The organism is Ramlibacter sp. P4_H7, from assembly GCF_056400765.1.
On record NZ_JBFUKP010000034.1, the window covers coordinates 1 to 24276 of the forward strand.

Sequence of the window (24276 nt, forward strand, 5' to 3'; positions counted from 1 at the left end):
CCACCGCCGCCACCGCCCCGGCGCTGCCGGTTGAAGCTGTCGGCGCCGATGTAGCCCAGCGAGGTCTTCATCGGATCCGGCTGGCTGCCGCCGCCGCCTGCGCCCCCGCCCCCGCCCCCGCCTCCGCCGCCGGACTTGCGCCGGCCCTGCCCTTGGCCGCCTTGTCCCTGGCCCTGCCGGCCGGACGGTCCGGGACCGCCCTGCGGACGCGGGCCATCGCCACGGGTGTTGCCGCGCCGCTTGTTGCGGCCGCCGCCCCGTCCGCCACCTTCACCGCCCTGGTCGCCCCGGCGCTCCGGCCGGCCCAGGTCCCCGGCGCCCGCGGCGTGCGTGAGTGCGTTGATGTCGCGCTCGTCCAGTTCCATCCAGCCGCCGCGCTTGAGCCCGCGCGGAAGCACCATGGCGCCGTAACGGATGCGGATCAGCCGACTGACCGCATGGCCCACGGTCTCGAACAGCCGGCGCACCTCGCGGTTGCGGCCTTCGTTGATGGTCACGCGGTACCAGACGTTGGAACCCTCGCCGCCGCCCTCCTCGATGGAGCCGAAGGCGGCCCGGCCGTCGTCGAGCTGCACGCCGTCGAGCAGCTTCTGCTTTTCTTCGTTGCTGAGCGCACCCAGCACGCGCACGGCGTACTCGCGCTCGAGTCCGAAGCGCGGGTGCATGAGCCGGTTGGCGAGCTCGCCGGAGCTGGTGAACAGCAGCAGGCCTTCCGTGTTGAGGTCCAGCCGGCCGACCGACTGCCACTTGCCCTGCTGCAGCTTGGGCAGCTTGCGGAACACGGTGGGCCGGTTCTGCGGGTCGTCGTGCGTCACGACCTCGCCGACGGGCTTGTGGTACGCGATCACGCGCGGCGGCGGCGGCGCGATGCGCACGCGGATCGGCTTGCCGTTGACCTTGATCTGGTCGCCGAACTGGATGCGCTGGCCGATGTGGGCGGGCTCGTTGTTGACCGAGATGCGCCCCTCCGTGATCAGCTGCTCCATCTCCAGGCGCGAACCCAGGCCGGCCTGCGCGAGCACCTTGTGGAGCTTGGGCGTTTCCGGCTGGGGCGCCAGCACGCGCTTGGGCGGCGCGGCCTCCGAAGACTCTTCCTCGGCATCGAAGCGGCCGGTGACGACGTCCTCGAAGCGGGCGCGCGGCTCGACCGGTGCCACGCCGGGTTCCCGCCCCTGTTCGGCGCCTTCCGGACGGCGCTCGTCCCGGTCGTCGTCGTCCTCGTCGTCGTAGTCGTCGTCCTGGTCGCGGTCGCTGGTGTCGGCTGCCGGGGGCTCCCCGGGTTCGGTCGGCGCGCGCGCGGGGGACTCGGCCTCCGGTTCCGGCTTGCCGGGCTCGGGCGGGCCCTCCTCGGAGGATCCGCGGGCCATCGCATCGGTCGGGTCGTTCATGCTTAGGTCTCGACGGCTTGCGCCGCGTCTTGATCGTCGATGCCGTTGTCGCCTGTCGCGGCGGGTGTCTCGCCGGCCGTGGCGGCGGAGCTTGCGCTGTCACCTGCGGCGCCGTCTTCGCCCGCATCCGGCGCGGCGATCGCGAGTTCCGGCTGCGGCGGGCCGGCCTCGGCCAGTGCCTCCAGCACGCCGTGCTGGGCGGGTCCCTGCAGCTCGGGGAGCTGGTCGAGCGAAGCCACGCCCAGGTCGTCCAGGAACTGCCGCGTGGTGGCGTACAGGGCGGGCCGGCCGGCGGCCTCGCGATGCCCGATCACCTCGACCCAGCCGCGGTCTTCCAGCTGCTTGAGGATCTGCGTGTTGATGGTCACGCCGCGAATGTCTTCCATGTCGCCCCGCGTGACCGGTTGCCGGTAGGCAATGATCGCCAGCGTCTCCAGCGCGGCCCGGCTGTACTTGGGCGGCTTTTCCGGATGCAGCCGATCGAGGTACTCGCGCATCTCGGGGCGGCTCTGGAAGCGCCAGCCGGTCGCCACGCAGACGAGCTCGACGCCGCGCTGCGTCCACTCGTTCTGCAGCTCGCCGAGCAGGTCCTTGATGGTGTCGGCACCCAGCTCGTCATTGAACAGCACGCGCAGTTCGCGCACCGTCAGGGGCTGCTGGGTGCAGATCAACGCGGTCTCGAGAACGCGCCTGGCATCCGCCGTATTCATCGTTTCGTCGTGATGGAAGAGGCGCCTCGCGAGGCGCTGCTGTTCTGGGCCAAGGGCTTTGCTGTCGGGGTCGCCGCCTGGACGTTTTCCCCTGCGGGGTGCGCCTGGACGGGCGCCGGGCCGGACTGGCCATGGAAGGCCGCCGCCGCGGACTGGCTCGTGAGCCGTTCGATTTCATTGTAACGCAGCCCCCACGCCTCCCACGCCGCGTGCAGGTCGACCGGCAACGGCGCATGGAACGCCAGCGGCTCGCCCGTGACCGGATGCGCGAACGCCAGCCGGAACGCATGCAACGCCTGGCGCCGCACGCCGGCCGCCGCGCCGCCGCCATAGAGCGGATCCGCCACCAGCGGATGGCCGATGTGCGCCATGTGGACGCGGATCTGGTGGGTGCGGCCGGTCTCCAGCGTGCACAGCACCGCGCAGCCGGCCTCCGCCTGCTGCAGCAGCTGAACGACGGTGGCCGCCGCCTTGCCGGACTGCCCTCTTTCGAGGTCCACCACCGCCATCCGCAGCCGATTGCGCGGATCGCGCCCGATCGGCGCATCGATGCGGCGCTGCGCCCCTCCTTCCCAGCGCCGGTGCGCGAGCGCCAGGTACTGCCGCGACACGTCGCGCGCGGCGATCATCGCCACCAGCCGGTCCATCGTGGCGCGCGTGCGCGCCACCACCATGAGCCCGCTGGTGTCCTTGTCCAGGCGGTGCACGATGCCGGCACGCGGCAGCATGCGGGCTCCCGCATCACGCGCGAGCAGCGCATTGAGCAAGGTGCCGCTCCAGTTGCCCGGCGCCGGATGCACCACGAGGCCGGCGGGCTTGTCGACCACCAGCAGGTGCTCGTCTTCGTACACGACGGTGAGCGGCAGGTCCTGCGCCACGAACGCCTGGCTCTGCGGCGTCGGGCGCAATTCGACCTCGCCGGCCTCCCCGGCGCGCACGCGGTGCGAGGCCTTGGTGAGCGGGACGCCGCGCAGGCGCACGGCGCCGTCGGCGATCAGCTGCTGCAGGTAGCTGCGCGAAAGCTCGGGCACCAGCTGCGCCAGCGCACGGTCGAGCCGCTCGCCGTGCAGCGCCGCCTCGATCACGAAGGGACGTGTCTCCGCCTCGGCACCGGGTTCCTCGGAGAGGTCTTCCGTCGCGGGCTGCAGGGGGTCGGTCGATATAATGGGTCGCCCTTCCGTCGAGAGAGTTGCATGCAGGTTCGAGGCAAATTATCCGTGGTCCCCGTCGTCGCGCTCGCAGCCCTCGTGCTGGCGGGCTGCTCCAGCCTGAAGGAAGACGACAAGACCGCGACCTGGAGCCCGAACAAGATCTACGCCGAGGCCAAGGACGAAATGAACAGCGGGGGCTACGACAAGGCCATCCCGCTGCTCGAGAAACTGGAAGGCCGCGCGGCCGGCACGCCCCTGGCTCAGCAGGCCCAGCTGGATCGCGCCTATGCCCACTACAAGGCCGGCGACCAGGCCCAGGCGCTCGCCACGCTGGACCGCTTCATCAAGCTGCACCCGTCCAGCCCCGCCCTCGACTACGCGCTGTACCTCAAGGGCATCGTCAACTTCAACGACAACCTGGGCCTGTTCTCCTGGATGATCCGGCAGGACCTGTCCGAACGGGACCAGAAGGCCGCCAAGGAATCGTTCGAGTCCTTCCGCGATCTGGTGACGCGCTTCCCCGATTCCCGCTACACGCCCGATGCGCGCGCGCGCATGACGTACATCGTCAACTCGCTGGCGCAGTACGAGGTGCACGTCGCGCGCTACTACTACCAGCGCGGCGCTTACGTGGCGGCGATCAATCGCGCGCAGGCGGCGCTGAACGACTACCGGGACGTCCCCGCCCTGGAAGAAGCGCTGTCCATCCTGATGCACTCGTACGAGGCCCTCGGGATGGCCCAGCTGCGCGACGACACGCGCCGCGTTCTGGAAAAGAACTATCCGCAAAGCGAGTACCTGGGCGGGCCCTCGAAGCAGTCCTCGCCCTGGTACAAGTTCTGGTGATCGCCTAGGCGGAAGCCAGGCGATCCAGCGCCTCTTCGAAGGCCGGCTCGCCGTCCAGCCGGCGCATCGGCGGCAGCGCCGCCAGCAGCCGGCGCCCATAGCCCATCTGCACCAGCCGCGTGTCGCACACGACCAGCAGGCCCTGGTCCGACTCGCGCCGGATCAGGCGTCCGGCGCCCTGCTTCAGGGCCACGGCGGCCTCCGGCACGAAATACTCGTTGAACGGACTGCGCCCCTGGGCCTCCAGCCGCTGCCCGCGCGCTTCGACCAGCGGGTCGCCGGGGGGCGGGAAAGGCAGCTTGTCGATCACCACGAGCTGCAGCGCCTCGCCGGGCACGTCCACGCCTTCCCAGAACGAGGCCGACGCCACCAGGATGCAACCCGGGCGCCCGTGGCCGGCCCCTTCGCGGAAGCGCTCGATCAGGCGCCGCTTGGGCCACTGGCCCTGCACCAGCACTTCCAGCTCGCCCGTGCCCTGGAAGCGGGCCTGCAGCTGTTCGCCGATCGCCCGCAGCGCGCGCAGCGTGGTCGTGAGCACCATGGTGCGGCCGCCGATCCGCCGCGCCGCGCGCTCGGCCAACCGGGCCACCGCGGCGCTGTGCGCGGGATCGTTCGGCCTCGGCAGGTCCCGCGGAACGTAGACCGCGGCCTGCGACGGATAGTCGAAGGGACTGGCGACGCGCAGCACCTCCGCGCTGGCCAGGCCGCAGGGTTCGGTGAACCAGGACAGGCGCGCGTCGTCGCCCAGCGTGGCCGACGTGAAGATCCAGGCGCGGCGCGCGGTCTCGTCGCCCTCTTCCTGCCCCGTCTTCAGCAGCTTCTGCTGCACGGCCTCGGCGATGTCCAGCGGCGACTCCACCAGGCGCAGGTGCGTACCGACATCGAGCCAGCGCACGCAGCCCTCCTGCGCCGGCGCGTCGAATGCGTTCACCCGCTGCGCGAGCAGTTCGGCGCGCTCGTGCAGCCGCGCGAAGTCCGGCGCGATCTCGCTGACGGTGGCGATGCCGTCGGCTGCCTGGCGCAATGCTTCCCCCAGCGCGGCGAGCCCTTCGCGCCAGCCGGACTCGGGCACGCCTTCGGGCGCAGCGCCGGCCCAGCGCAGGCGGGCGCCGGGCGCCCCGCGCCCGACCACCAGCCGCAGGTCGCGTGCTGCGCGTTCCGTGGCCGAGGCCAGCTGTTGCCAGTCGACCAGCCCCCGCGCGAGCTGCAGGCCCGCGCCCAGCATGTCGCGGGTGAAGTCCAGCACCTGGCCCGTGCCCACCTGGCGGCCGAGGAACTGCACGCCGGTTTCGTTGAGCTGGTGCGCCTCGTCGAACACCACGACGCGCACGGTGGGCAGCAGTTCGGCCATCCCGGATTCGCGCACCGCGAGATCGGCGAAGAACAGGTGGTGGTTGATCACGACCACGTCCGCGGCCAGCGCTTCGCGGCGCGCGTTGTTCACGTGGCAGTTGCGGAACTTGGGACACTGCGAGCCCAGGCAGTTCTCGCGCGTGGACGTCACGAGCGGCAGGACGGGCGAGCGCTCATCCAGGCCCGGCATCTCGGCGAGGTCGCCGGTGCGCGTGGACTGCGCCCATTCCTCGATCTTGGCGAGCGTGCGCAGCGCCGAGCGATCGGGCAGGCTTGCGTCGTGCCGGGCGAGGTCCAGGCGGTGCGTGCACAGGTAACTGGCGCGACCCTTCAGCAGCGCCATGCGCACCGGCAGCCCCAGCGCCTCGGCCAGCCGCGGCAGGTCGCGGCCGAACAGCTGGTCCTGCAGCGTCTTGGTCGCGGTGGAGAGCAGCACGCGTTCGCCACTGAGCAGCGCCGGCACCAGGTAGGAAAAGGTCTTGCCGACGCCGGTGCCGGCCTCGACGACGAGGGCACCGCCGCGCGCGATGGTGCGCGCCACCGCCGCCGCCATCTCGGTCTGCCCCGCGCGCGGCAGGAACGCCTCCGCCGCCCGTGCGAGCACCCCGCCCGGAACGAACGCCTCGCGCGCAAGCTGCTCGAGGTCCTGCGTGGGCTCGCCCGCCCACGCGCGCAGCGCGTCCACGGGGTGCCCGTCGTCGCGCCCAGGCGACGCAGCCGCCGATTCCATCATTACGCGGGTTCTTTGGGATCGAGCACGAGTTCAAGCCGCGCGATCTGGTCGCGCAGCGCCAGCCGGCGCTTCTTGAGGCGGCGCATCATGAGTTCGTCCACGGGCTGTTCCTCCGCCGTGCGGTCGATCATGGCGTCGAGGTCGGCGTGCTCCATGCGCAGCTCGATCAGGCGCCGTTCGGGGGAATGCAGGTTGGAGTCCAAGGTAAAAAGCGGGGCGCCGCTGGAGGGATCAATCGATAATACGTCTTTGGCAGGCAATAATCGACCGACCGCGCGCCAGCGCATCATTTCCCTCCCATGAGCAGCACCAGCAAAGGCTATCGCCTCACCGCCTCCACCGGGATCCACAAGGGAGACCGCGAGTACCAGCAGGACCAGATCGCGCTGATCTCGCATCCGCGCATCAACGGTTGCGTGCTCGGCGTGGTGGCCGACGGCATGGGCGGCCGCAGCGGCGGGCGCAAGGCGTCGGACCAGGTGATGATGACCTGCAAGCAGCTGTTCGACCGCTACTCGCCGGACCACGACGACACGCCCACCGTGCTCAGGCAGATGGTGCAGGAGTCGCACCTGGTCATCAAGCTCACGGCGATATCGTCCGAGCAGGAACCGCACAGCACGATCGCGGCCTTCATCATCAATCCCAATGGCGAATGCCACTGGGTGCATGCAGGCGATTCGCGCATCTACCACTTCCACGGCAACAAGCTGGTCAAGCGCACGATGGACCACTCCTACGTGCAGACACTGGTGGACCGCGGCGAACTCACCGAGGACGAGGCCAACGTGCACCCGCAGTCCAACATCCTCATGGGATGCCTGGGCGCGGAGGACGACCCGCCGGCCGACGTGCACTTCATCGAGCAGCTGCGCCCCGGCGATACGCTGCTGGCCTGCAGCGATGGCGTCTGGCATTACTTCAGCGCCGACGAACTGGGATCCGTGCTGTCTTCGCTGTCCCCGCGCGAAGCGACGGAATTCCTGATCGAGAAGGCTCGCTCGCGCGGCCACGGCGGCGGCGACAACCTGTCGCTGGTGATCGTCAAGCTGGAGCCGTTGGGCTCCTGATTCAGGCGGCCGCTGCCTCAGCGGGGCGGCGGAAGGTCGGAGGCCGCCGGCTTGCTGCGCTTGGCGTTGCGCGCCTCGATCTCGGCCTTGTGCTGCTGCGCTTCCTTCTGCCGCGCCTCGTAGTCGGCGCGGTTCTTCGCAGCTTCCTGCGCCGTCGGCCCGTTGCCGTGCGCTGGCTTGGCATCGCGCGGCGAGCCTTGCGGCGCCGGCTCGCCCTTGGGGGTCTTCTCGGTCGGGGTGCGGCTGGCACGCTGCGCGTCCTGCTCGGCCCGCTTGGACGCTTTTTCGGCCGCGCGCGCGTCGCGTTCCTGCTGGTCCGCCAGCGCCTTGGCGCGCTTGTCCGCGGCCTGCTGCTGCTTTTCGGGCGAGTTGCGCTCGTCCAGTTCCTTCTGGCGCTCCGCCGCGCGGCGCTTGCGCTCGGCATCGTTCAGCAGGTTGTCCTGGCGCCGGAGGTCGGCCAGCCGGGCGTTGTGCTCGCGCGTGACCTTGTCGATGCAGTCGGTGACGGCGAAGCGGGCGCGGCACGCCTTCTTCTCTTCCGCGAAGCGCGTCTCGGCGGCCGCGCGCTCGTCGCGGATGCGCGCGCGTTCCGCGGCATCTCCCTGGGCCAGCACCGGCGAGGCAGCGAGCAGCGCGAAGAGGCAGGCCAGCAGGGTCTTCATGTGAGGCGGGTGTCGACGGTGCGGTGTTCGAGAGCGAGGTATTCCGCCGATTGCATCTCGTTGAGCCGCGAGACGGTGCGGGGAAATTCATGGGCCAGCGCCCCCTCGGTGTACAACGCCTCCGGCGGGACCTGGGCCGACACGATCAGTTTGACACGCCGATCGTAAAGAACGTCCACCAGCCAGGTAAACCTTCGTGCCTCCGACGCATTGCGCGCCGACATGCGCGGCACGTCGCTCAGCAGCACCGTGTGGAACTGCGTCGCGATCTCCAGGTAGTCGTTCTGCGACCGCGGCCCGCCACAGAGCGTGCGGAAGTCGAACCAGATCACGCCTCCCGCCTTGCGCCGCGCCCGGATCTCGCGGTGCTCGATCAGCAGCAGCTGGTCCTCGTCGTGCGAGGCGGCCAGGCGCGTGAACGCCTCGTTCATCTGCGCGTCCGCTTCCGGCCCCAGCGGCGTGTGGTAGAGCTTGACCTGCTCCATCGTGCGGCGGCGGTAGTCGGTGCCGTTGTCGACGCTGATCACCTCCAGCTTCTCGTTCAGCAGCGCGATGGCGGGCAGGATGCGGTCCCGGTGCAGCCCGTTGGGATAGAGATCGTCCGGCCGGAAATTGGACGTGGTGACGAAGCCCACCCCGTTGGCGAACAGCGCGTCCAGCAGGCGGTGCAGGATCATCGCGTCCGTGATGTCGGCGACGTGGAACTCGTCGAAGCAGATCAGCCGGTAGCGCTTGGCAATGCGGGCGCCCAGGGCGTCCAGCGGGTTCACGGTGCCCTGCAGGTCGGCGAGCTCGCGATGCACCTCGCGCATGAACTCGTGGAAATGCAGGCGGGTCTTGCGCACCACCGGCACGGCCTGGAAGAAGCAGTCCATGAGGAAGCTCTTGCCGCGGCCGACGCCGCCGTGCATGTACACGCCCCGGGGAATCGCCGGGTGGTTGATCAGCTTCTTGAAGGCATTGGAACGCTGCCCCTTGTATTGCGACCACTCGGTGGCGCAGCGTTCCAGCGCGTCGACCCCGCGCAGCTGCGCGGGGTCGCTCTTGTAGCCTCGGGCGACCAGTTCGGCTTCGTAGACTTCGCGGACCGACGGCACTTCGAGGCGCGCCTCAGAAGTTGAGGGTGCGCTTGTCCACGGCCAGCGCGGCTTCCTTGGTCGCTTCGGAGAGCGATGGGTGCGCGTGGCAGATCCGCGCGATGTCCTCGCTGGAGGCCTTGAACTCCATTGCCACCACGGCTTCCGAGATCAGCTCGCTGGCCATGGGGCCGACGATGTGCACGCCCAGGATCTCGTCCGTCTTGGCGTCCGCCAGGAACTTCACCATGCCCGTCGTGTCGCCCAGCGCGCGCGCGCGGCCGTTGGCCATGAAGGGGAAGGTCCCGGCCTTGTACTGCACGCCGTCCGCCTTGAGCTGCTGCTCGGTGCGGCCGACCCACGCGATCTCGGGGCTGGTGTAGATCACCCAGGGGATGGTGTTGAAGTTGACGTGCCCATGCTGGCCCGCGATGCGCTCGGCCACGGCAACGCCCTCTTCTTCCGCCTTGTGCGCCAGCATGGGGCCGCGCACCACGTCGCCGACCGCCCACACGTTGGGGAGGTTGGTCCGGCAGTTCTCGTCCACCACGATCGCGCCGCGCTCGTCCAGCTTCAGGCCCACCGCCTCGTGGTTGAGGCCGTTGGTATTGGGCACGCGGCCGATCGAGACGATCAGCTTGTCGGCCTGCAGGGTCTGCGCCTCGCCCTTGGCGGTGGTGTAGTTGACGGACAGGCCCGCGCCGCTCGCCTTGACCTCGCCGACCTTGACGCCCAACTCGATCTTCAGGCCCTGCTTGGTGAAGGCCTTGTGCGCCTCCTTGGCGATCTGCTCGTCGACCGCGCCCAGGAAGGTCGGCAGCGCTTCGAGAACCGTGACCTCGGCGCCGACGCGGCGCCACACGGAGCCCATCTCCAGGCCGATGACGCCGGAACCGATCAGCACGAGCTTCTTCGGCACGGCCGGAATGCGCAGCGCGCCGTCGTTCGAGAGGACCTTCTCCTCGTCGAAAGGCACGCCGGGCAGCGCGCGCGCGTTGGACCCGGTGGCGACGATGACGTGCTTGCCGACCAGCGTCTCTTCGCCGACCTTGATCTCGTAGCCGCCGTCGGCCGCCTTCACGAACGAGCCGCGGCCATGGAAGAAGCTGACCTTGTTCTTCTTGAACAGGTACAGGATGCCGTCGTTGTTCTGCTTCACCACGGCGTCCTTGCGCGCGACCATCTTGCCGATGTCGATCGCCAGGTCTTTCATCGAGATGCCGTGGTCGCCGAAATGCTTGCCCGCTTCCTCGTAGTTCTCCGAGGACTGCAGCAGCGCCTTGGACGGGATGCAGCCCACGTTGGTGCAGGTGCCGCCGGGTGCGGGCTTGCCGTCCCTGGTCTTCCACTCGTCGATGCAGGCGGTGTTGAAGCCGAGCTGTGCCGCGCGGATCGCCGCGATATAGCCGCCGGGGCCGCCGCCGATGACGACGACGTCGAATTGTTTATTGGCCATGGGAGAGTTTCTTTTTGGTTTGCCGGGCGCAGCCCGCCACAAGGACACGGCCCCGTCAGGGGCCGTGTTTTCGTCTGTCAAATATCAAACAGCAGGCGGGCCGGATCTTCCAGCGCTTCCTTCATCGCCACCAGGCCCAGCACGGCTTCGCGGCCGTCGATGATGCGGTGGTCGTACGACATCGCCAGGTAGTTCATCGGCCGGACGACGACCTGGCCGTTCTCCACCACCGCGCGGTCCTTGGTCGCATGCACGCCCAGGATGGCGGACTGCGGCGGGTTGATGATGGGGGTGGACAGCATGGAGCCGAACACGCCGCCATTGGAGATGGAGAAGGTGCCGCCGGTCATCTCCTCGATGCCCAGCTTTCCGTCGCGCGCCTTGGCGCCGTATTCGGCGATCTTCTTCTCGATGTCGGCGAAGGACATCTGGTCGGCGTTGCGCAGGATCGGCACCACCAGGCCGCGCGGGGAACCCACCGCGATGCCGATGTCGAAGTAGCCGTGGTAGACGATGTCGTTGCCGTCCACCGAGGCGTTGAGCACCGGGTACTTCTTCAGCGCGTGCACGGCCGCCTTCACGAAGAAGGACATGAAGCCGATCTTGACGCCGTGTTCCTTTTCGAACTTTTCCTGGAACTTCTTGCGCATTTCCATCACGGGCGCCATGTTCACCTCGTTGAAGGTGGTCAGGATGGCGTTGGTGGACTGCGACTGCAGCAGGCGCTCGGCGACGCGGGCGCGCAGGCGCGACATCGGCACGCGCTGCTCGGGACGGTCACCCAGGTCCGGTGCGGCGACGGGTGCGGCGACCTGCTGCAACGCGGGGCGCGCGGCGGCGGCGGGCGCCGGCATGGGCGCGGCCGCGGCCTTGGCGATCACGCCGGAAGCCAGCGCGGTGATCACGTCACCCTTGGTCACGCGGCCGTCGCGACCGGTGCCGGGCACGGCGCCGGCGGGAACGCTGTTGTCCGCCATCATCTTGGCGGCGGCGGGCATGGCGACGTCGGACTTGGATCCGCCGGCGGCGGCCATGGCCGGGGCCGGCGCAGCGGCGGTGGCGGCCGCGGGAGCCGCCTTGGCGGCAGCGGGCGCGGCGGCGCCGGCCTTGCCCTCGGTGTCGATCTTCGCGATGACCTGGTCGGACACCACGGTGCCGCCGTCGCCCACCACGATCTCGCCCAGCACGCCGGCGCTGGGCGCCGGCACTTCGAGCACCACCTTGTCGGTCTCGATCTCGATCAGGATTTCGTCCAGGGCCACGGCATCGCCGGGCTTCTTCTTCCACTGCAGCATGGTCGCTTCGGCAACCGATTCGGACAGTTGCGGGACTTTCACTTCAACGATAGCCATTTTTGTTCCTAGATCATGTTTTGCGACCCGCGCGGTGACCGGCCTTCCGGGTCCGTGTCGACCGCGCGGAGATATTCCCGCGCCGATGGCGTCGGGAATATCGCTACTTCGTAAGAACGAAGCCCTTCAACTTGCCGAAGGCGGCATCGACCAACGCCTTCTGCTGTTCGGCGTGCAGGTGCGCATACCCCACGGCGGGCGACGCGGAGGCCGGGCGGCCGGCGTAACCCAGCTTCTGGCCTTCGTTCAGGTTCTCGTGGATGTTGTGCTGGATGAAGAACCAGGCGCCCTGGTTCTGCGGCTCGTCCTGGCACCACACGATCTCGCCGAGGTTCGGGTACTTCTTCAGTTCCGTGGCGAAAGCCTTGTGCGGGAAGGGATAGAGCTGCTCGATGCGCAGGATGGCGACGTCGTCGGCGCCCTTCTCCTCGCGCTTCTTGGCCAGGTCGTAGTAGACCTTGCCGGAGCAGACGACCATGCGCTTGACCTTGTCGGCCTTCAGGTCCTTCTGGTCGGGGATCACCGTCTGGAAGGCGCCCTTGGTGAACTCGGACAGCGGCGAGGTCGCATCCTTGTTCCGCAGCAGCGACTTGGGCGTCATGATCACCAGAGGCTTGCGCAGATTGCGCACCATCTGCCGGCGCAGCAGGTGGAAGATCTGGCTGGCCGTGGTCGGCTGGCACACCTGCATGTTCGTGTCCGCCGACAGTTGCATGAAGCGCTCCAGGCGCGCCGAGCTGTGCTCGGGCCCCTGGCCTTCGTAGCCGTGGGGAAGCATCAGCGCGATGCCGTTGACCCGGCCCCACTTCACCTCGCCGGAGGCGATGAACTGGTCGATCACCACCTGGGCGCCGTTGGCGAAGTCGCCGAACTGCGCTTCCCAGATCACCAGGGTGTTGGGATCGTTCGAAGCGTAGCCGTACTCGAAGCCCAGCACCGCCTCTTCGGACAGGATGGAGTCGATGCAGATGAAGGGCGCCTGGTTGTCGGCGACGTTCTGCAGCGGTGTGTAGCTGCCGACGTCCCAGCGCTCGCGGCTCTGGTCGTGCAGCACCGCGTGGCGGTGCACGAAGGTGCCGCGGCCCACGTCCTCGCCCGACAGGCGCACGGGATAGCCCGAGGCGACCAGCGAGGCGTAGGCCATGTGCTCACCCATGCCCCAGTCCACGTTGACCTCGCCCCGACCCATGGCGGCGCGGTCTTCCAGCACCTTCTTCACCAGCGGGTGCACGGTGAAGTTCTGCGGCACCGTCGTGATGCGCTCGGCGAGGCGCTTCCACTCGGCCATCGGGATGGCGGTGTCGGCGGCGTCCGTCCACTTCTTGCCCAGGAAGGGCGCCCAGTCGACGGCGTACTTGCTCTTGAAGTTCGACAGCACCGGATCGACCGTGTGCTTGCCGGCATCCATGGCGGCGCGGTAAGCCTTGACCATGTCGTCGCCCAGCGTGTCGCCCATGCCCTGGGTCGCCAGCTTGTCGGCGTACAGGCGGCGCGTGCCGGGGTGGGCCGCGATCTTCTTGTACATCAGCGGCTGGGTCAGCGCCGGCGTGTCCTGCTCGTTGTGCCCCAGCTTGCGGAAGCAGACGATGTCCACCACCACGTCCTTGTTGAACTCCATGCGGTACTCGAGCGCGAGCTGCGTCGCGAGCACCACGGCTTCCGGATCGTCGCCGTTCACGTGCAGCACCGGGCACTCGATCATCTTGACGATGTCGGTGCAGTAGAGGGTGGAACGCGCGTCGCGCGGATCGGAGGTCGTGAAACCAATCTGGTTGTTGATCACGATGTGCACCGTGCCGCCCGTGTAGTAGCCACGGGTCTCGGCCAGCGCCAGCGTCTCCATCACGACGCCCTGGCCCGCGAAGGCAGCGTCGCCGTGCACCAGCACCGGCAGCACCTGCTCGCCCTTGGAGTCGGCACGGCGGTCCATGCGCGCGCGCACGGAACCCTCGACCACGGGATTGACGATCTCCAGGTGCGAGGGGTTGAAGGCGAGCGACAGGTGCACCGGGCCGCCGGACGTGGTGACGTCGGAGCTGAAGCCCTGGTGGTACTTGACGTCACCGGCCGGCAGTTCTTCCGGCGCGGTGTGGTCGAACTCGGAGAACAGGTCCTTGGGCATCTTGCCCATGGTGTTGACCAGAACGTTGAGGCGGCCGCGGTGCGCCATGCCGATCACGATCTCCTGCACGCCCTTGGCGCCGGCCTGCTGGATCAGTTCGTCCATGGAGGCGATGAAGCTTTCGCCGCCTTCCAGCGAGAAACGCTTCTGGCCGACGTACTTCGTGTGCAGGAAGCGCTCGAGGCCCTCGGCGGCCGTCAGGCGGTCGAGGATGTGGCGCTTCTTCTCCGTGCCGAACTGCGGCTTGGAGCGGATCGATTCCAGCTTCTGCTGCCACCAGCGCTTGTGGCCCTGGTCGCTGATGTACATGTACTCGGCGCCGATGGTGCCGCAGTAGGTCTCGCGCAGCGCATTGAGCAGCTCGCGCAGCGACATGCTGTCCTTGCCGAAGAAGGTGTTGCTCGTGTTGAACACGGCTTCCTGGTCGGCATCGGTGAACCCGTAGAAGGCCGGGTCCAGTTCGGGGATGTGCTCGCGCTCGGTGCGCTTGAGCGGATCGAGGTCGGCCCAGCGGCAGCCGACGTTGCGGTAGGCCGCGATCAGCTGTTGCGCGGCGGTGCGCTTGCGGGCCAGCTCGAGGTCCGCGCCGGCGGCGACGATGACCTTGGTGCCGCCCTTCTTGGCGCGCTCGGCGAAGGCGTTGACCACCGGGAGGTGGGGCACGTCCTTGGCGTTGGAGCCGTCGACCGCGGGCACGTTCTGCAGCGCATCGAAGTACTCGCGCCAGTGGTCGGGCACGCTGCCGGGATTGGCCAGGTAGTTTTCGTACATCTCCTCGACATAGGGCGCATTGCCGCCGAAGAGATAGGTGTTGCCCTGATAGGCCGCATAGACCGAGCTTTGATCGCTCATCGATTCGCTACTTTCCGTCCCCCTGCAGGGGACATGGAGCTGGTTGGAGAAACCTTCCGCGTCACGGCTTTACCGGTTGGCGGATGCGACTGTGGGGGAAGGGCCCTTGGTTGCGGTGGGGATTGTGCCACCGAATGCGGGTTAACACCAAGGATGGGGTCGCTCCCATCCCCGGTGCCCGGATCACTTTGCCGACACCAGTTCCTTGATCTGCTGCAAGGCGGTGGGATCCTCGATCGTGGTGAGGTCGCCGGGGTCGCGGCCCTCGCAGACCGCCTGGATGGCCCGCCGCAGCAGCTTGCCGCTGCGCGTCTTGGGCAGCACCGTCACGAAGCGCACGCGCGCGGGCCGCGCCACGGCGCCCAGTTGCTCGTCGACGACCTTCATCACCTCGCCCTCGAGCTTGAGGCGCGACGCATCGTCGACCAGCCTGGAGGTGTCCTTGACCACGGCGAAGGCCATGGCCACTTGCCCCTTGAGCTGGTCGGCCACGCCCACCACCGCCACTTCGGCGATGTTGGGGTGGCTGGAGATGCTCTCCTCGATCTCGCGGGTGCCGAGGCGGTGGCCGGCCACGTTGATGACGTCGTCGGTGCGGCCCAGGATGTAGAAGTAGCCGTCCTTGTCGCGGATGCCCCAGTCGAAGGTGCTGTAGACCTGCTGGCCCGGAATGCTGGACCAGTAGGTCTTGACGAAGCGCTCGTCGTCCTTCCACACCGTCTGCATGAAGCCCGGCGGCGTCGGGCCCTTGATCACGACCACGCCCTTCTGGTCGGGGCCGGTCAATTCCTCGCCGGTCGACTCGTGCACCAGGCGCACGTCGTAGCCGTACATGGGCACGCCCGGGCTGCCGAACTTGCTGGCCTTCTTTTCCACGCCATTGGCGATGGTCAGGATGGGCCAGCCGCTTTCCGTCTGCCAGTAGTTGTCGATGATGGGAACGCCGAGGCCGTCGCTGATCCAGCGGGCGGTGGGCTCGTCGAGCGGCTCGCCCGCCAGGAACAGGGCGCGCAGGCTGGACAGGTCGTACTTCTTCAGGAAGGCGGGATCCTGCTTCTTCAGCACGCGCACCGCGGTGGGGGCGCTGAACATCGAGGTCACCTTGTACTTCTCGACCAGGCTCCACCAGATCCCGGCATCGGGGCGGATCGGCAGGCCCTCGTACATGATGGTCGCCATGCCGGCAATCAACGGGCCGTACACGATGTAGCTGTGGCCCACCACCCAGCCGATGTCGCTGGTGGAAAAGTAGGTCTCGCCAGGCTGCCCCAGGAAGATGTGCTTCATGCTGGCGGCCAGGGCCACGGCGTAGCCGCCCACGTCGCGCTGCACGCCCTTGGGCTTGCCCGTCGTGCCGCTGGTGTACAGGGTGTAGCTGATGTCGGTGGCATCCAGCCAGGTGCACGGCACTTCCGTGCGCTGGTGCCGGTCGGCCAGCGTCGCCCAGTCGTGGTCGCGGCCGGCCACCTTGTCCATGGGCGCCAGCTTGCGGTCCACCAGCAGCACGGCGGCGGGCTTGTGGCTGGACAGCTTGATGCCTTCGTCCAGCAGCGGCTTGTAGGGCACGACCTTGCCGCTGCGGGAGCCGGCGTCCGCACTGATCACGACCTTGGGCGAGGCGTCCTCGATGCGCGACGCCAGGGAGTGCGAGGCGAAGCCGCCGAAGACCACGGCGTGGATCGCGCCGATGCGCGCGCAGGCCAGCATCGCGAAGGCGGCTTCCGCGATCATGGGCATGTAGATCAGGACACGGTCGCCCCGGCCCACGCCCAGCGACTGCAGCACCGCCGCCATGCGCTGCACTTCGTGGTGCAGCTCGCGGAAGGTGTAGACGCGTTCCTCGTTGGTCTCGGTGGAAACGAAGATCAGGGCGGCCTGGTCCGCCCGGGTGGCGAGATGCCGGTCCACCGCGTTGTGGCACAGGTTGGTCTTGCCGCCGGCGAACCAACGGTAGAACGGGGGCTTGCTGGTGTCGCAGATCTGCGCGGGCGGTGTCTGCCAGTCGATCAGCTTGGCCTGTTCGGCCCAGAACGCATCGCGATCGTCGATCGAACGCCGGTAGAAATCCGCGTAGCCCATGCTTGTCTCCTGTTCTTGTCCGCCGCCCATTGTGGCCATGCGGCTTGCCACAGGCTGACGCGGACGAACGGCCTACTTGACGATCGTCAACACGTCCTTGAAGCGGGGATGGCCCGCGTCGCGCAGCCACTCGAAGGCGACCATCTCGGTGGTCACGAGTTCCGCGCCGGCCGCCGCCAGCCGGTCGAACGCGGCGTCGCGGTTGCGGTCGGTGCGCGAACTGCAGGCGTCGGTCACGACCCACACCTCGAGCTCCTGCTCCAGCAGGCCCAGCGCCGTCTGCATGAGGCACACATGCGCTTCGCAGCCGGCGAGCACGATGCACTCGCGGGCCGCGGGAGCCGGGGGTGCCGCCTTCTGCAGGTGCTTGGGCAGGCTGCGGGCATTTCCGCCCTGCGGCCTGGGCGCCGGCTTCAGCCGCGGCAGGAGCACGCTGGTGCCGTCGAAGGCCATCTTCGACAGCACCCGGCCGGCGACCAGCGGCTGGAGCGCCTCTACCGTGCCGCCCAGGCCTTCCGGATTTTCCTCCGTGCACCACACCGGCACCTCCAGCAGCTGGGCGATGCGGGCGAGCCGCACGGCGTTGCCGACCACGCGCTCGGCCTCGTGGATCGAGGGCATCAGGCGTTGCTGGTAGTCGACCAGCACGAGTTGGGATTCTTCGACGTCAAGCAGCATAGGCATTCCTTCACCCGGGATTATTCCTTGCCGCTAGCATGGCGCCGAAATGACCTCCTCGTCCCCCGATCTCATCGTCCTGCACGAACACCCCGAATGGCAGAAGCCGCTGTTCGCCGCCCTGCGCAAGCGCGGCGTCGCCTTCGAGCCTTTCGACGTCACCCGTGCCGCCTTCAGCAACACCGACGCGCCCCGCGCCCGCCTCTACTTCAACCAGGCCAGCCCCAGCGCCTACCTGCGCGGCAACACCCGCGCGGTCCCGCTCGCCCTGGCCTACATGCGCACCCTGGAAGCGCTGGGTGCGCGGGTGCTCAACGGCGCCGACGTTTTCGCGCTGGAGCTGAGCAAGAGCGTGCAGGCGGCGCTGCTGCACATCCTGGGCATCGCCACGCCGCACTCGATCACCTTCAACGACGCATCGGCCCTGCGCGCGCACGCCGGCAGCCTGCGCTGGCCTGCCGTGCTGAAGCCGGACCAGGGCGGCAGCGGCGCCCGCATCCAGGTGGTGGAGTCAATCGAGGAGGTGGAGGACATCTTCCGCCGCGACCCGTCGAACTGGCTGCCCGACAACCTGTTCCTGCTGCAGGAATACCTGCCGCACGACCCCGACCAGGGCATCGTGCGGCTGGAGTTCCTGGGCGGCGAGCTGCTGTACGCGATGCGGGTGAAGACCCACGGGCGCTTCAACCTGTGCCCCTCCCCGGTCTGCAACCCGGAGGACGGCGACGGCGTCTGCGAGATCCCGGCCCAGCAGCCGGTAGACGCCCCGCCGGTGGAGTTCTACCCCTACCCGGAGGTGCCGGACGCCGCCGTGGCCACGGCCAAGCGGATCGTGCAGGCGGCGAAGCTGGACGTCGGCGGCATCGAATACCTCGAGACCACCGACGGACGTCGCGTCTTCTACGACGTCAATGCCAATTCCAACCTGCGCCCGGCGATCGGCGAGGCCTTCGGTTTCGATCCCTTCGAGCGCGTCGTGGACTACCTCGTGGCGCAACTGGCGCGTGGCCGGTAGGGAACTTGCCTAACCGGGAGGGCCAAAGCCCGACGGTACACTTCCCCGCGCCCATGTCCAGCCGCGCAGTCCCCGACTTCCGAACCATCCGGCTGCTGTGCGTCGAGGACAACCCCGACGACGTGGAACTGATGGGCATCGCCCTGGAACGGGCGGATCCCAGCCGCCGCTACGAGCTGCACCGGGTGGACAACGCCGCCAGCTTCGTGGCCGCCCTCGAGGGCGAATGGGACGTGATCCTCTGTGACTTCAACCTTCCCCGCTTTTCGCCCTACGCGGCGCTGCAGATCCTGGTCACCCGGCGCAGCAGCGTGCCCCTGATCGTGCTCACGCGCGCGATCGGCGAAGAAGCGGCGGTGCACGTGCTGCGCTGTGGCGCCAAGGACTACCTGACCAAGGACAAGCTGGGCACCCTGCCCCAGATCATCGGCCGGGTGCTCGAGGAGCGGCGCCGCGCGCAGGAGAAAGAGCGGCTGGACGCGGAACTGCAGGCGGCCTACGCGCGCCTGAAGGAGCTGTCGGCCCGCTTCGTGCTGGCGCAGGAGCGCGAGCGTTCCCACATCTCGCGCGAGCTGCATGACCAGCTGGGCCAGACACTCACGGCGGTCGTGATCCACCTGCACGCCGCGGAGCGAGCGCAGGAGCCGCAAATCTCCCACAAGCACAGCACCACCGCGGCGGAGCTGGCGAACGGCGCGCTGCAGCAGCTCAAGACCCTGTCCTTCTCGCTGCGGCCCGCGCAGCTGGACCTGCTGGGCCTCGTGCCCGCGGTGCAGTCGGCGATGCAGCGCATCGCGGAGCCCGCGGGCCTGCGCTGCGATCTGACCACGCGCGGCGAGGAACCGAAGACCCTGGAGGAGAACGCGGCGGTGGCGGTGCGGCTGGTGCAGGAGGCGTTGACCAACACCGTGCGTCACGCCAACGCCGAGCATGTCCGCGTGCGGCTGCGCTTCCTGCCAGGCGGCCGGATCAGCGTGCTGATGCTGGACGACGGCATCGGCTTCGACAAGGCGGCGGTCCTCAACGGCCGCCAGAGTGAAAGAAACATCGGCCTGTACGGCATGATCGAGCGGACGGAGCTGGCCGGCGGACGGCTGCACATCCGCACCCGGGACGGCGGCGGCGTGGCGATCCGCGCCGTGCTGTGACAAAGAGAAGAGAGCACCATGATTCCGAAGAACCACAACGCCCCCCCACCCATCCAGGTCGTCCTGGCCGACGACCACGACCTCGTGCGTTCCGGCATCAAGGCCCTGCTGTCCACCGTCGATGGCGTGCGCGTGATCGCCGAGGCGCGCAACGGCCTCGAGCTGCTGCAGATACTGGAGTCGGTCAAGCCCGACGTGGTGATGACCGACATCTCCATGCCCGGCATGGATGGCATCACGGCAATCTCCGAGATCCACCATCGGTTCCCCTCCGTGAAGGTGATCGTGCTGTCGATGTACGACACCGTGGACTTCGTCAAGCGCGCCGTCTCCAACGGCGCCTGCGGCTACCTGATGAAGGATGCCCCGCCCTTCGAACTGGAGCAGGCGCTGCGCAGCGTGATGGCCACCGGCAGCTACTTCAGCGCCGCGGTGGCCCAGCGCCTGCTGCAGCCGTCGGAACCCACCGTGGACGACGAGCTGACCACCCGGCAGGTGGAGATCCTCACCTTGATTGCCCAGGGCAAATCGGCCAAGGAGATCGCGTTCGAACTGGGCCTCAGCCCGAAGACGGTGGACGTGCACCGCGCGCGCATCATGGAGCGGCTGCGCCTGAACGACATCGCCAGCCTCACGCGCTACGCGGTGCGCAAGGGCCTGGTGAAAGCCTAGCGCGCCACGCGCACCAGCTTGCCGCTGCTTTCGTCGGTGAGCAGGTAGAGAAAACCGTCCGGCCCCTGGCGCACGTCGCGCACGCGGCCCACTCCCGACAGCAGCCTCTCCTCGCGGCCCACCTTTCCGTCGACGACCGGCAAGCGAGCCAGATAGCTGAACTTCAGCGAGCCGACGAACAGGCTTCCCTTCCAGTCCGGCCCATAGCGGTCGCTGGTCAGGAAGGCCATGCCGGACGGCGCGATCGACGGGACCCAGTAATGCAGCGGCTGTTCCATGCCGGCCTTCTGCGTGAGGCCTTCGCCGATCTTGCCGCCGCCGTAGTTCTCGCCATACGTGATCACCGGCCAGCCGTAGTTGCGGCCCGGTTGCGGCAGGTTGATCTCGTCGCCTCCCTGGGGGCCGTGTTCGTGCATCCAGAACGTGCCGTCCGGGGCGAGCGTGGCGCCCTGCCCGTTGCGGTGGCCGAAGCTCCAGATTTCCGGCAAGGCGCCGGGACGCCCCACGAACGGGTTGTCCCTGGGCACGCCGCCGTCCTTCTGCACGCGCACGATCTTGCCCAGGTGGTTGTCCAGCGTCTGCGCGTCCTCCTTGCGGACGAAGCGTTCGCCCAGCGTGAGGAACAGCGTGCCGTCGCGTGCCTCGACGATGCGGCAGCCGAAGTGGGCGGTGCTGGCCACCTTGGGCTTCTGGCTGAAGATCACGCGCACATCGTCGAGCCGGCGCTCGTCGGCGGACAGCCGCGCACGGGCCAGCGCCGTGCCGTTGCCGCCGGTACCCGGCTCGGCGTAACAGAAGTAAATCGTCCGGTTGTTGGCGAAGTCCGAATCAGTGACCACGTCGTGCAGGCCGCCTTGTCCGCGCGCCACGACTTCCGGCACGCCCGCCAGCGGCGCGCCGAGCGCGCCTTGCGCACCCACGATGCGCATGCGCCCCGGCCGTTCGGTCACCAGGAAGCGCCCCTGCGGAAGGAAGGCCACGGCCCAAGGATGGTCCAGCCCGCTGGCGACCGTCTCGGGGCGGCCTGCCTGGGCCATCACCGCCTGGGCCAGCCACCCTGCGACAATCCCCGCGATGCACGAAGTTGCCAGCCGGCCCCAGGGCCGGCGAGAGGACGGGCTCCGCAAGTTGGCACGCATGGTGGCCCATTGTTCATCAGCCACGCCGCACCCGCCACTTCTCGATTCCCGAAACAAATCAATCACTTGGAACGATCGTTTGCTTGACGCCCAGCTCGGCGGGAGGCTAACCTCCACCCCAATGCACCGCTGGCTCAGCCTCATTGCCCTGGTCGCCGTCACTGGCGTCCACGCCGGCCCTCCCGTTTCGGCGGAAGAGGACGTCGGCCGCTACATGACGGAAAAGCGCCTCGTCGACCGGATCGAAGAGGTCCGCGTGCAAATGGGCGTCGGGGCCACCCGGTTCGCGACCAAGGCCTCGGACCTCGTGCTCACGGCCATGGGCTCCCTCGGCGTGCCGTACCGGCGCGGCGGCAATTCGGCGGAAACCGGCTTCGATTGCAGCGGATTCGTCAAGGCGATGTACGAACAGACGGTCGGCTTCATCCTGCCGCGGCGCGCCAACGAGCAGGCGGCGGCAACCCAGAAGATCGACAAGCAGGACCTGCAGCCGGGCGACCTGGTGTTCTTCAACACGTTGCGGCGCACCTTCAGCCACGTGGGCATCTACGTCGGCGACAACAAGTTCATCCATTCCCCCAAGCCCGGTGCGCAGGTGCGGGTGGAAGACATGGCGGTGCCTTACTGGGCCGCCCGCTTCGACGGTGCCCGCCGCGTGCCCGTGCCGGCCGTGCTAGCCCCCGCCGCCGACTGATCTCCACCGACATCGCGTCCTCCGGTTCGCGCCGGCCCCCCGGGCGCTCCGGCGCCGGGCGCTCCCATGATCCGCGCATGCGCAGCGGACGCAGGACGCGCGCCTTCACCTTGCTGGAACTGATGGTGACGCTGTCGGTGCTGGCGATCCTGGCGCTGATCGCGCTGCCGAGCGCCATCGACCGCGTCGTGCGCGAACAGGTGGCGGAAGCCCTGCCGCTGGCCGACCTGGCCAAGCCCGCCGTCGAATTGGCGTGGCGCACGGCGGCGGCGCCGCCTGCCGACAATGCCGCGGCCGGCCTGCCCCCTCCGGAGAAGATCGTGAACCAGTGGGTGCGCTCGGTCACGCTGGACCAGGGCGCGATCCACATCGCCTTCGGCAACCGCGCGCATCGCAGCCTGCATGGCCAGCAGCTCACGCTGCGCCCCGCGGGCGTGCCGGATGCGCGGGTGGTTCCGCTCACCTGGCTGTGCGGCCGCGCGGCACCACCGGACAAGATGGAGGCGCAGGGCGAGAACCGCACGAGCGTGCCGTCCGGCCTGCTGCCCCCGCGCTGCCGCTGAGCTTATTTCCGCGGCGGCGGAACGTCGGTGCAGGTCCCGTGGGCGATCTCCGCAGCCATGCCGATGCTTTCGCCCAGCGTCGGGTGCGGATGGATCGTCTTGCCGATGTCGATCTCGTCGGCGCCCATTTCGATGGCCAGCGCCACCTCGCCGATCATGTCGCCGGCATGCGTGCCCACGATGCCGCCGCCGACGATGCGGTGCGTGCTGGCGTCGAACAGCAGCTTGGTGAAGCCTTCGTCACGCGTGTTGGCGATCGCGCGTCCGGACGCTGTCCAGGGGAAGTGGCCCTTCTTGATCGCGATGCCTTCGGCCTTGGCCTGGTCCTCAGTGAGGCCGACCCACGCGACTTCCGGATCGGTGTAGGCCACGCTGGGGATCACGCGCGCGTTGAAGGCGCTCTTCTCGCCCGCCGCCGCTTCGGCAGCGACGTGCGCCTCGTGCACGGCCTTGTGCGCGAGCATGGGCTGGCCCACGATGTCGCCGATGGCGAAGATGTGCGGCACGTTGGTGCGCATCTGGATGTCGACCGGGATGAACCCGCGGTCGGACACGTTCACGCCCGCCTTCTCGGCGCCGATTTTCTTGCCGTTGGGGCTGCGGCCGACGGCCTGCAGCACCAGGTCGTACACCTGCGGCTCCTTGGGAGCCTGCTCGCCCTCGAAGCGCACCAGGATGCCGTCCTTGGTCGCTTCCGCGCCGACGGTCTTGGTCTTCAGCATGATGTTGTCGAAGCGGGGCGTGTTCATCTTCTGCCACACCCGCACCAGGTCGCGATCGGCCCCCTGCATCAGGCCGTCGAGCATCTCCACCACGTCCAGCCGCGCGCCCAGCGTGGAATACACGGTGCCCATCTCCAGGCCGATGATGCCGCCGCCGAGGATCAGCATGCGCTTCGGCGCAGTAGCCAGATCCAGCGCGCCGGTGGAGTCCACGACGCGCGGGTCCTTGGGCATGAAGGGCAGCTGTACCGCCTGCGAGCCGGCGGCGATGATCGCGTTCTTGAAGCGGATCACCTGCTTCTTGCCCGTCACCTCGGCGCCGGTGCCGGTGGTTTCCTGCACCTCCAGGTGGTAGGGATCGAGGAAGGTGCCGATGCCGCGCACGACCGTCACCTTGCGCATCTTCGCCATCGCGGCGAGGCCGCCGGTGAGCTTGCCCACCACCTTGTCCTTGTGCGCCTTCAGCTTCGCGCGGTCCACCTTGGGCTTGCCGAACGAGATGCCCAGCGCGTCCATGTGGCTCACTTCGTCCATCACGGCCGCGACGTGCAGCAGCGCCTTCGAGGGAATGCAGCCGACGTTCAGGCAGACACCACCCAGCGTTGCGTAGCGCTCGACGATCACCGTCTTCATGCCGATGTCGGCCGCGCGGAACGCGCCGGAGTAGCCGCCCGGTCCGGCGCCGAGCACCAGCATGTCGCATTCCAGGTCGACGCCGCCGGAATAGGACCCGGCGGGCCGGGGCGCGGCCGGTGCGGCGGCCGCGGCGGCAGGCGCTGTCGCCGGGGCCGCCGC

Annotated in this window: 20 protein-coding genes and 1 pseudogene; 7 read left to right on the top strand and 14 right to left on the bottom strand. The window is 68.7% G+C overall.

From position 1 onward, the window contains the following. The 3 genes and pseudogenes from rluB to AC1DSA_RS25680 form a co-directional block, all read right to left on the bottom strand. On the bottom strand, nt 1–1388 hold a 1388-nt coding region (gene rluB / locus AC1DSA_RS25670), incomplete at its 3' end, for a 23S rRNA pseudouridine(2605) synthase RluB (protein ID WP_477894025.1). A 2-nt stretch (nt 1389–1390) separates the two neighbouring features. After that, nucleotides 1391–2098, bottom strand: a complete 708-nt coding sequence (scpB, locus tag AC1DSA_RS25675) for an SMC-Scp complex subunit ScpB (protein ID WP_477894027.1) — start codon at nt 2096–2098, stop codon at nt 1391–1393. A 176-nt stretch (nt 2099–2274) separates the two neighbouring features. Further along, nucleotides 2275–3246 (bottom strand): annotated as a pseudogene (locus AC1DSA_RS25680) (RluA family pseudouridine synthase); the annotation flags it as partial. Nucleotides 3247–3291: 45 nt separating this feature from the next. Here AC1DSA_RS25680 and AC1DSA_RS25685 point away from each other — a divergent pair. Next, on the top strand, nt 3292–4095 hold the full coding sequence (locus AC1DSA_RS25685; protein WP_477894029.1) for an outer membrane protein assembly factor BamD: 804 nt from the start codon (nt 3292–3294) through the stop codon (nt 4093–4095). A gap of 4 nt (nt 4096–4099) precedes the next feature. Here the strand turns inward: AC1DSA_RS25685 and AC1DSA_RS25690 are convergent, their stop codons facing one another. Both AC1DSA_RS25690 and AC1DSA_RS25695 read right to left on the bottom strand, forming a co-directional pair. Continuing rightward, nucleotides 4100–6133 carry an ATP-dependent DNA helicase gene (locus AC1DSA_RS25690; RefSeq protein ID WP_477894031.1) on the bottom strand — a complete coding sequence of 678 codons (2034 nt, stop codon included), beginning with the start codon at nt 6131–6133 and terminating at the stop codon, nt 4100–4102. 47 nt (nt 6134–6180) lie between these two features. Continuing rightward, complete coding sequence (locus tag AC1DSA_RS25695; RefSeq protein ID WP_477894059.1) at nt 6181–6384, bottom strand: YdcH family protein; 204 nt, start codon at nt 6382–6384, stop codon at nt 6181–6183. Nucleotides 6385–6480: 96 nt separating this feature from the next. On the opposite strand from AC1DSA_RS25695, the gene AC1DSA_RS25700 reads away from it, so the two are divergent. Then, the gene (locus AC1DSA_RS25700; RefSeq protein ID WP_477894033.1) at nt 6481–7251 is read left to right on the top strand and encodes a PP2C family protein-serine/threonine phosphatase; all 771 of its coding nucleotides are present in this window, start codon (nt 6481–6483) and stop codon (nt 7249–7251) included. 17 nt (nt 7252–7268) lie between these two features. Here the strand turns inward: AC1DSA_RS25700 and AC1DSA_RS25705 are convergent, their stop codons facing one another. The 7 genes from AC1DSA_RS25705 to AC1DSA_RS25735 form a co-directional block, all read right to left on the bottom strand. Beyond that, nucleotides 7269–7913 carry a hypothetical protein gene (locus AC1DSA_RS25705; protein WP_477894035.1) on the bottom strand — a complete coding sequence of 215 codons (645 nt, stop codon included), beginning with the start codon at nt 7911–7913 and terminating at the stop codon, nt 7269–7271. Beyond that, nucleotides 7910–9010: a cell division protein ZapE gene (gene zapE, locus AC1DSA_RS25710; protein WP_477894037.1), complete on the bottom strand. Its 1101-nt coding sequence runs from the start codon at nt 9008–9010 to the stop codon at nt 7910–7912. The genes AC1DSA_RS25705 and zapE overlap by 4 nt, the downstream gene beginning before the upstream one ends. A gap of 13 nt (nt 9011–9023) precedes the next feature. Next, nucleotides 9024–10445 (bottom strand): dihydrolipoyl dehydrogenase, encoded by a 1422-nt coding sequence (gene lpdA, locus AC1DSA_RS25715; protein WP_477894039.1) that lies wholly within the window; start codon nt 10443–10445, stop codon nt 9024–9026. 77 nt (nt 10446–10522) lie between these two features. Next, entirely contained in the window at nt 10523–11797 is a 1275-nt protein-coding gene (gene odhB, locus AC1DSA_RS25720; RefSeq protein WP_477894041.1) for a 2-oxoglutarate dehydrogenase complex dihydrolipoyllysine-residue succinyltransferase, read from the bottom strand. Nucleotides 11798–11900: 103 nt separating this feature from the next. Then, on the bottom strand, nt 11901–14771 hold the full coding sequence (locus tag AC1DSA_RS25725; protein ID WP_477894043.1) for a 2-oxoglutarate dehydrogenase E1 component: 2871 nt from the start codon (nt 14769–14771) through the stop codon (nt 11901–11903). A gap of 183 nt (nt 14772–14954) precedes the next feature. Then, on the bottom strand, nt 14955–16850 hold the full coding sequence (locus AC1DSA_RS25730) for a propionate--CoA ligase (protein WP_477894045.1): 1896 nt from the start codon (nt 16848–16850) through the stop codon (nt 14955–14957). Between the two features lie 72 nt (nt 16851–16922). After that, nucleotides 16923–17528 carry an isochorismatase family protein gene (locus AC1DSA_RS25735; RefSeq protein WP_477894061.1) on the bottom strand — a complete coding sequence of 202 codons (606 nt, stop codon included), beginning with the start codon at nt 17526–17528 and terminating at the stop codon, nt 16923–16925. Between the two features lie 49 nt (nt 17529–17577). Between AC1DSA_RS25735 and AC1DSA_RS25740 the strand changes: the two genes are divergently transcribed. Genes AC1DSA_RS25740 through AC1DSA_RS25750 form a run of 3 tightly spaced genes read left to right on the top strand, consistent with a single transcriptional unit; the run spans nt 17578 to nt 20363 of the window. Next, nucleotides 17578–18543 carry an ATP-grasp domain-containing protein gene (locus tag AC1DSA_RS25740; protein WP_477894047.1) on the top strand — a complete coding sequence of 322 codons (966 nt, stop codon included), beginning with the start codon at nt 17578–17580 and terminating at the stop codon, nt 18541–18543. 53 nt (nt 18544–18596) lie between these two features. Continuing rightward, nucleotides 18597–19691: a sensor histidine kinase gene (locus AC1DSA_RS25745; RefSeq protein WP_477894049.1), complete on the top strand. Its 1095-nt coding sequence runs from the start codon at nt 18597–18599 to the stop codon at nt 19689–19691. 18 nt (nt 19692–19709) lie between these two features. Next, on the top strand, nt 19710–20363 hold the full coding sequence (locus tag AC1DSA_RS25750; RefSeq protein ID WP_477894051.1) for a response regulator: 654 nt from the start codon (nt 19710–19712) through the stop codon (nt 20361–20363). Here AC1DSA_RS25750 and AC1DSA_RS25755 read toward each other — a convergent pair. After that, the gene (locus tag AC1DSA_RS25755; RefSeq protein WP_477894064.1) at nt 20360–21400 is read right to left on the bottom strand and encodes a PQQ-dependent sugar dehydrogenase; all 1041 of its coding nucleotides are present in this window, start codon (nt 21398–21400) and stop codon (nt 20360–20362) included. The genes AC1DSA_RS25750 and AC1DSA_RS25755 overlap by 4 nt on opposite strands. Nucleotides 21401–21623: 223 nt before the next feature. On the opposite strand from AC1DSA_RS25755, the gene AC1DSA_RS25760 reads away from it, so the two are divergent. Together AC1DSA_RS25760 and AC1DSA_RS25765 are read left to right on the top strand one after the other, a co-directional pair. Next, nucleotides 21624–22196 (top strand): C40 family peptidase, encoded by a 573-nt coding sequence (locus AC1DSA_RS25760; protein ID WP_477894053.1) that lies wholly within the window; start codon nt 21624–21626, stop codon nt 22194–22196. Between the two features lie 77 nt (nt 22197–22273). Then, the gene (locus tag AC1DSA_RS25765) at nt 22274–22759 is read left to right on the top strand and encodes a pilin (RefSeq protein ID WP_477894055.1); all 486 of its coding nucleotides are present in this window, start codon (nt 22274–22276) and stop codon (nt 22757–22759) included. Nucleotides 22760–22761: 2 nt separating this feature from the next. On the opposite strand, the gene lpdA (AC1DSA_RS25770) is transcribed toward AC1DSA_RS25765, so the two are convergent. After that, nucleotides 22762–24276, bottom strand: a 1515-nt coding sequence (gene lpdA, locus AC1DSA_RS25770) for a dihydrolipoyl dehydrogenase (protein WP_477894057.1), incomplete at its 5' end; no start/stop codon positions are given.

What these genes read in the sequence shown, in the direction of transcription:
- AC1DSA_RS25735 (WP_477894061.1), bottom strand. Translation starts at nt 17,528, where the DNA reads ATGCTGCTTGACGTCGAAGAATCCCAACTCGTGCTGGTCGACTACCAG.
- AC1DSA_RS25755 (WP_477894064.1), bottom strand. Translation starts at nt 21,400, where the DNA reads ATGGCCCAGGCAGGCCGCCCCGAGACGGTCGCCAGCGGGCTGGACCAT.
- AC1DSA_RS25740 (WP_477894047.1), top strand. Translation starts at nt 17,578, where the DNA reads ATGACCTCCTCGTCCCCCGATCTCATCGTCCTGCACGAACACCCCGAA.
- AC1DSA_RS25725 (WP_477894043.1), bottom strand. Translation starts at nt 14,771, where the DNA reads ATGAGCGATCAAAGCTCGGTCTATGCGGCCTATCAGGGCAACACCTAT.
- lpdA (WP_477894039.1), bottom strand. Translation starts at nt 10,445, where the DNA reads ATGGCCAATAAACAATTCGACGTCGTCGTCATCGGCGGCGGCCCCGGC.
- AC1DSA_RS25685 (WP_477894029.1), top strand. Translation starts at nt 3,292, where the DNA reads ATGCAGGTTCGAGGCAAATTATCCGTGGTCCCCGTCGTCGCGCTCGCA.
- AC1DSA_RS25700 (WP_477894033.1), top strand. Translation starts at nt 6,481, where the DNA reads ATGAGCAGCACCAGCAAAGGCTATCGCCTCACCGCCTCCACCGGGATC.
- AC1DSA_RS25705 (WP_477894035.1), bottom strand. Translation starts at nt 7,913, where the DNA reads ATGAAGACCCTGCTGGCCTGCCTCTTCGCGCTGCTCGCTGCCTCGCCG.
- AC1DSA_RS25750 (WP_477894051.1), top strand. Translation starts at nt 19,710, where the DNA reads ATGATTCCGAAGAACCACAACGCCCCCCCACCCATCCAGGTCGTCCTG.
- odhB (WP_477894041.1), bottom strand. Translation starts at nt 11,797, where the DNA reads ATGGCTATCGTTGAAGTGAAAGTCCCGCAACTGTCCGAATCGGTTGCC.
- AC1DSA_RS25745 (WP_477894049.1), top strand. Translation starts at nt 18,597, where the DNA reads ATGTCCAGCCGCGCAGTCCCCGACTTCCGAACCATCCGGCTGCTGTGC.
- scpB (WP_477894027.1), bottom strand. Translation starts at nt 2,098, where the DNA reads ATGAATACGGCGGATGCCAGGCGCGTTCTCGAGACCGCGTTGATCTGC.
- AC1DSA_RS25760 (WP_477894053.1), top strand. Translation starts at nt 21,624, where the DNA reads ATGCACCGCTGGCTCAGCCTCATTGCCCTGGTCGCCGTCACTGGCGTC.
- AC1DSA_RS25730 (WP_477894045.1), bottom strand. Translation starts at nt 16,850, where the DNA reads ATGGGCTACGCGGATTTCTACCGGCGTTCGATCGACGATCGCGATGCG.
- AC1DSA_RS25765 (WP_477894055.1), top strand. Translation starts at nt 22,274, where the DNA reads ATGCGCAGCGGACGCAGGACGCGCGCCTTCACCTTGCTGGAACTGATG.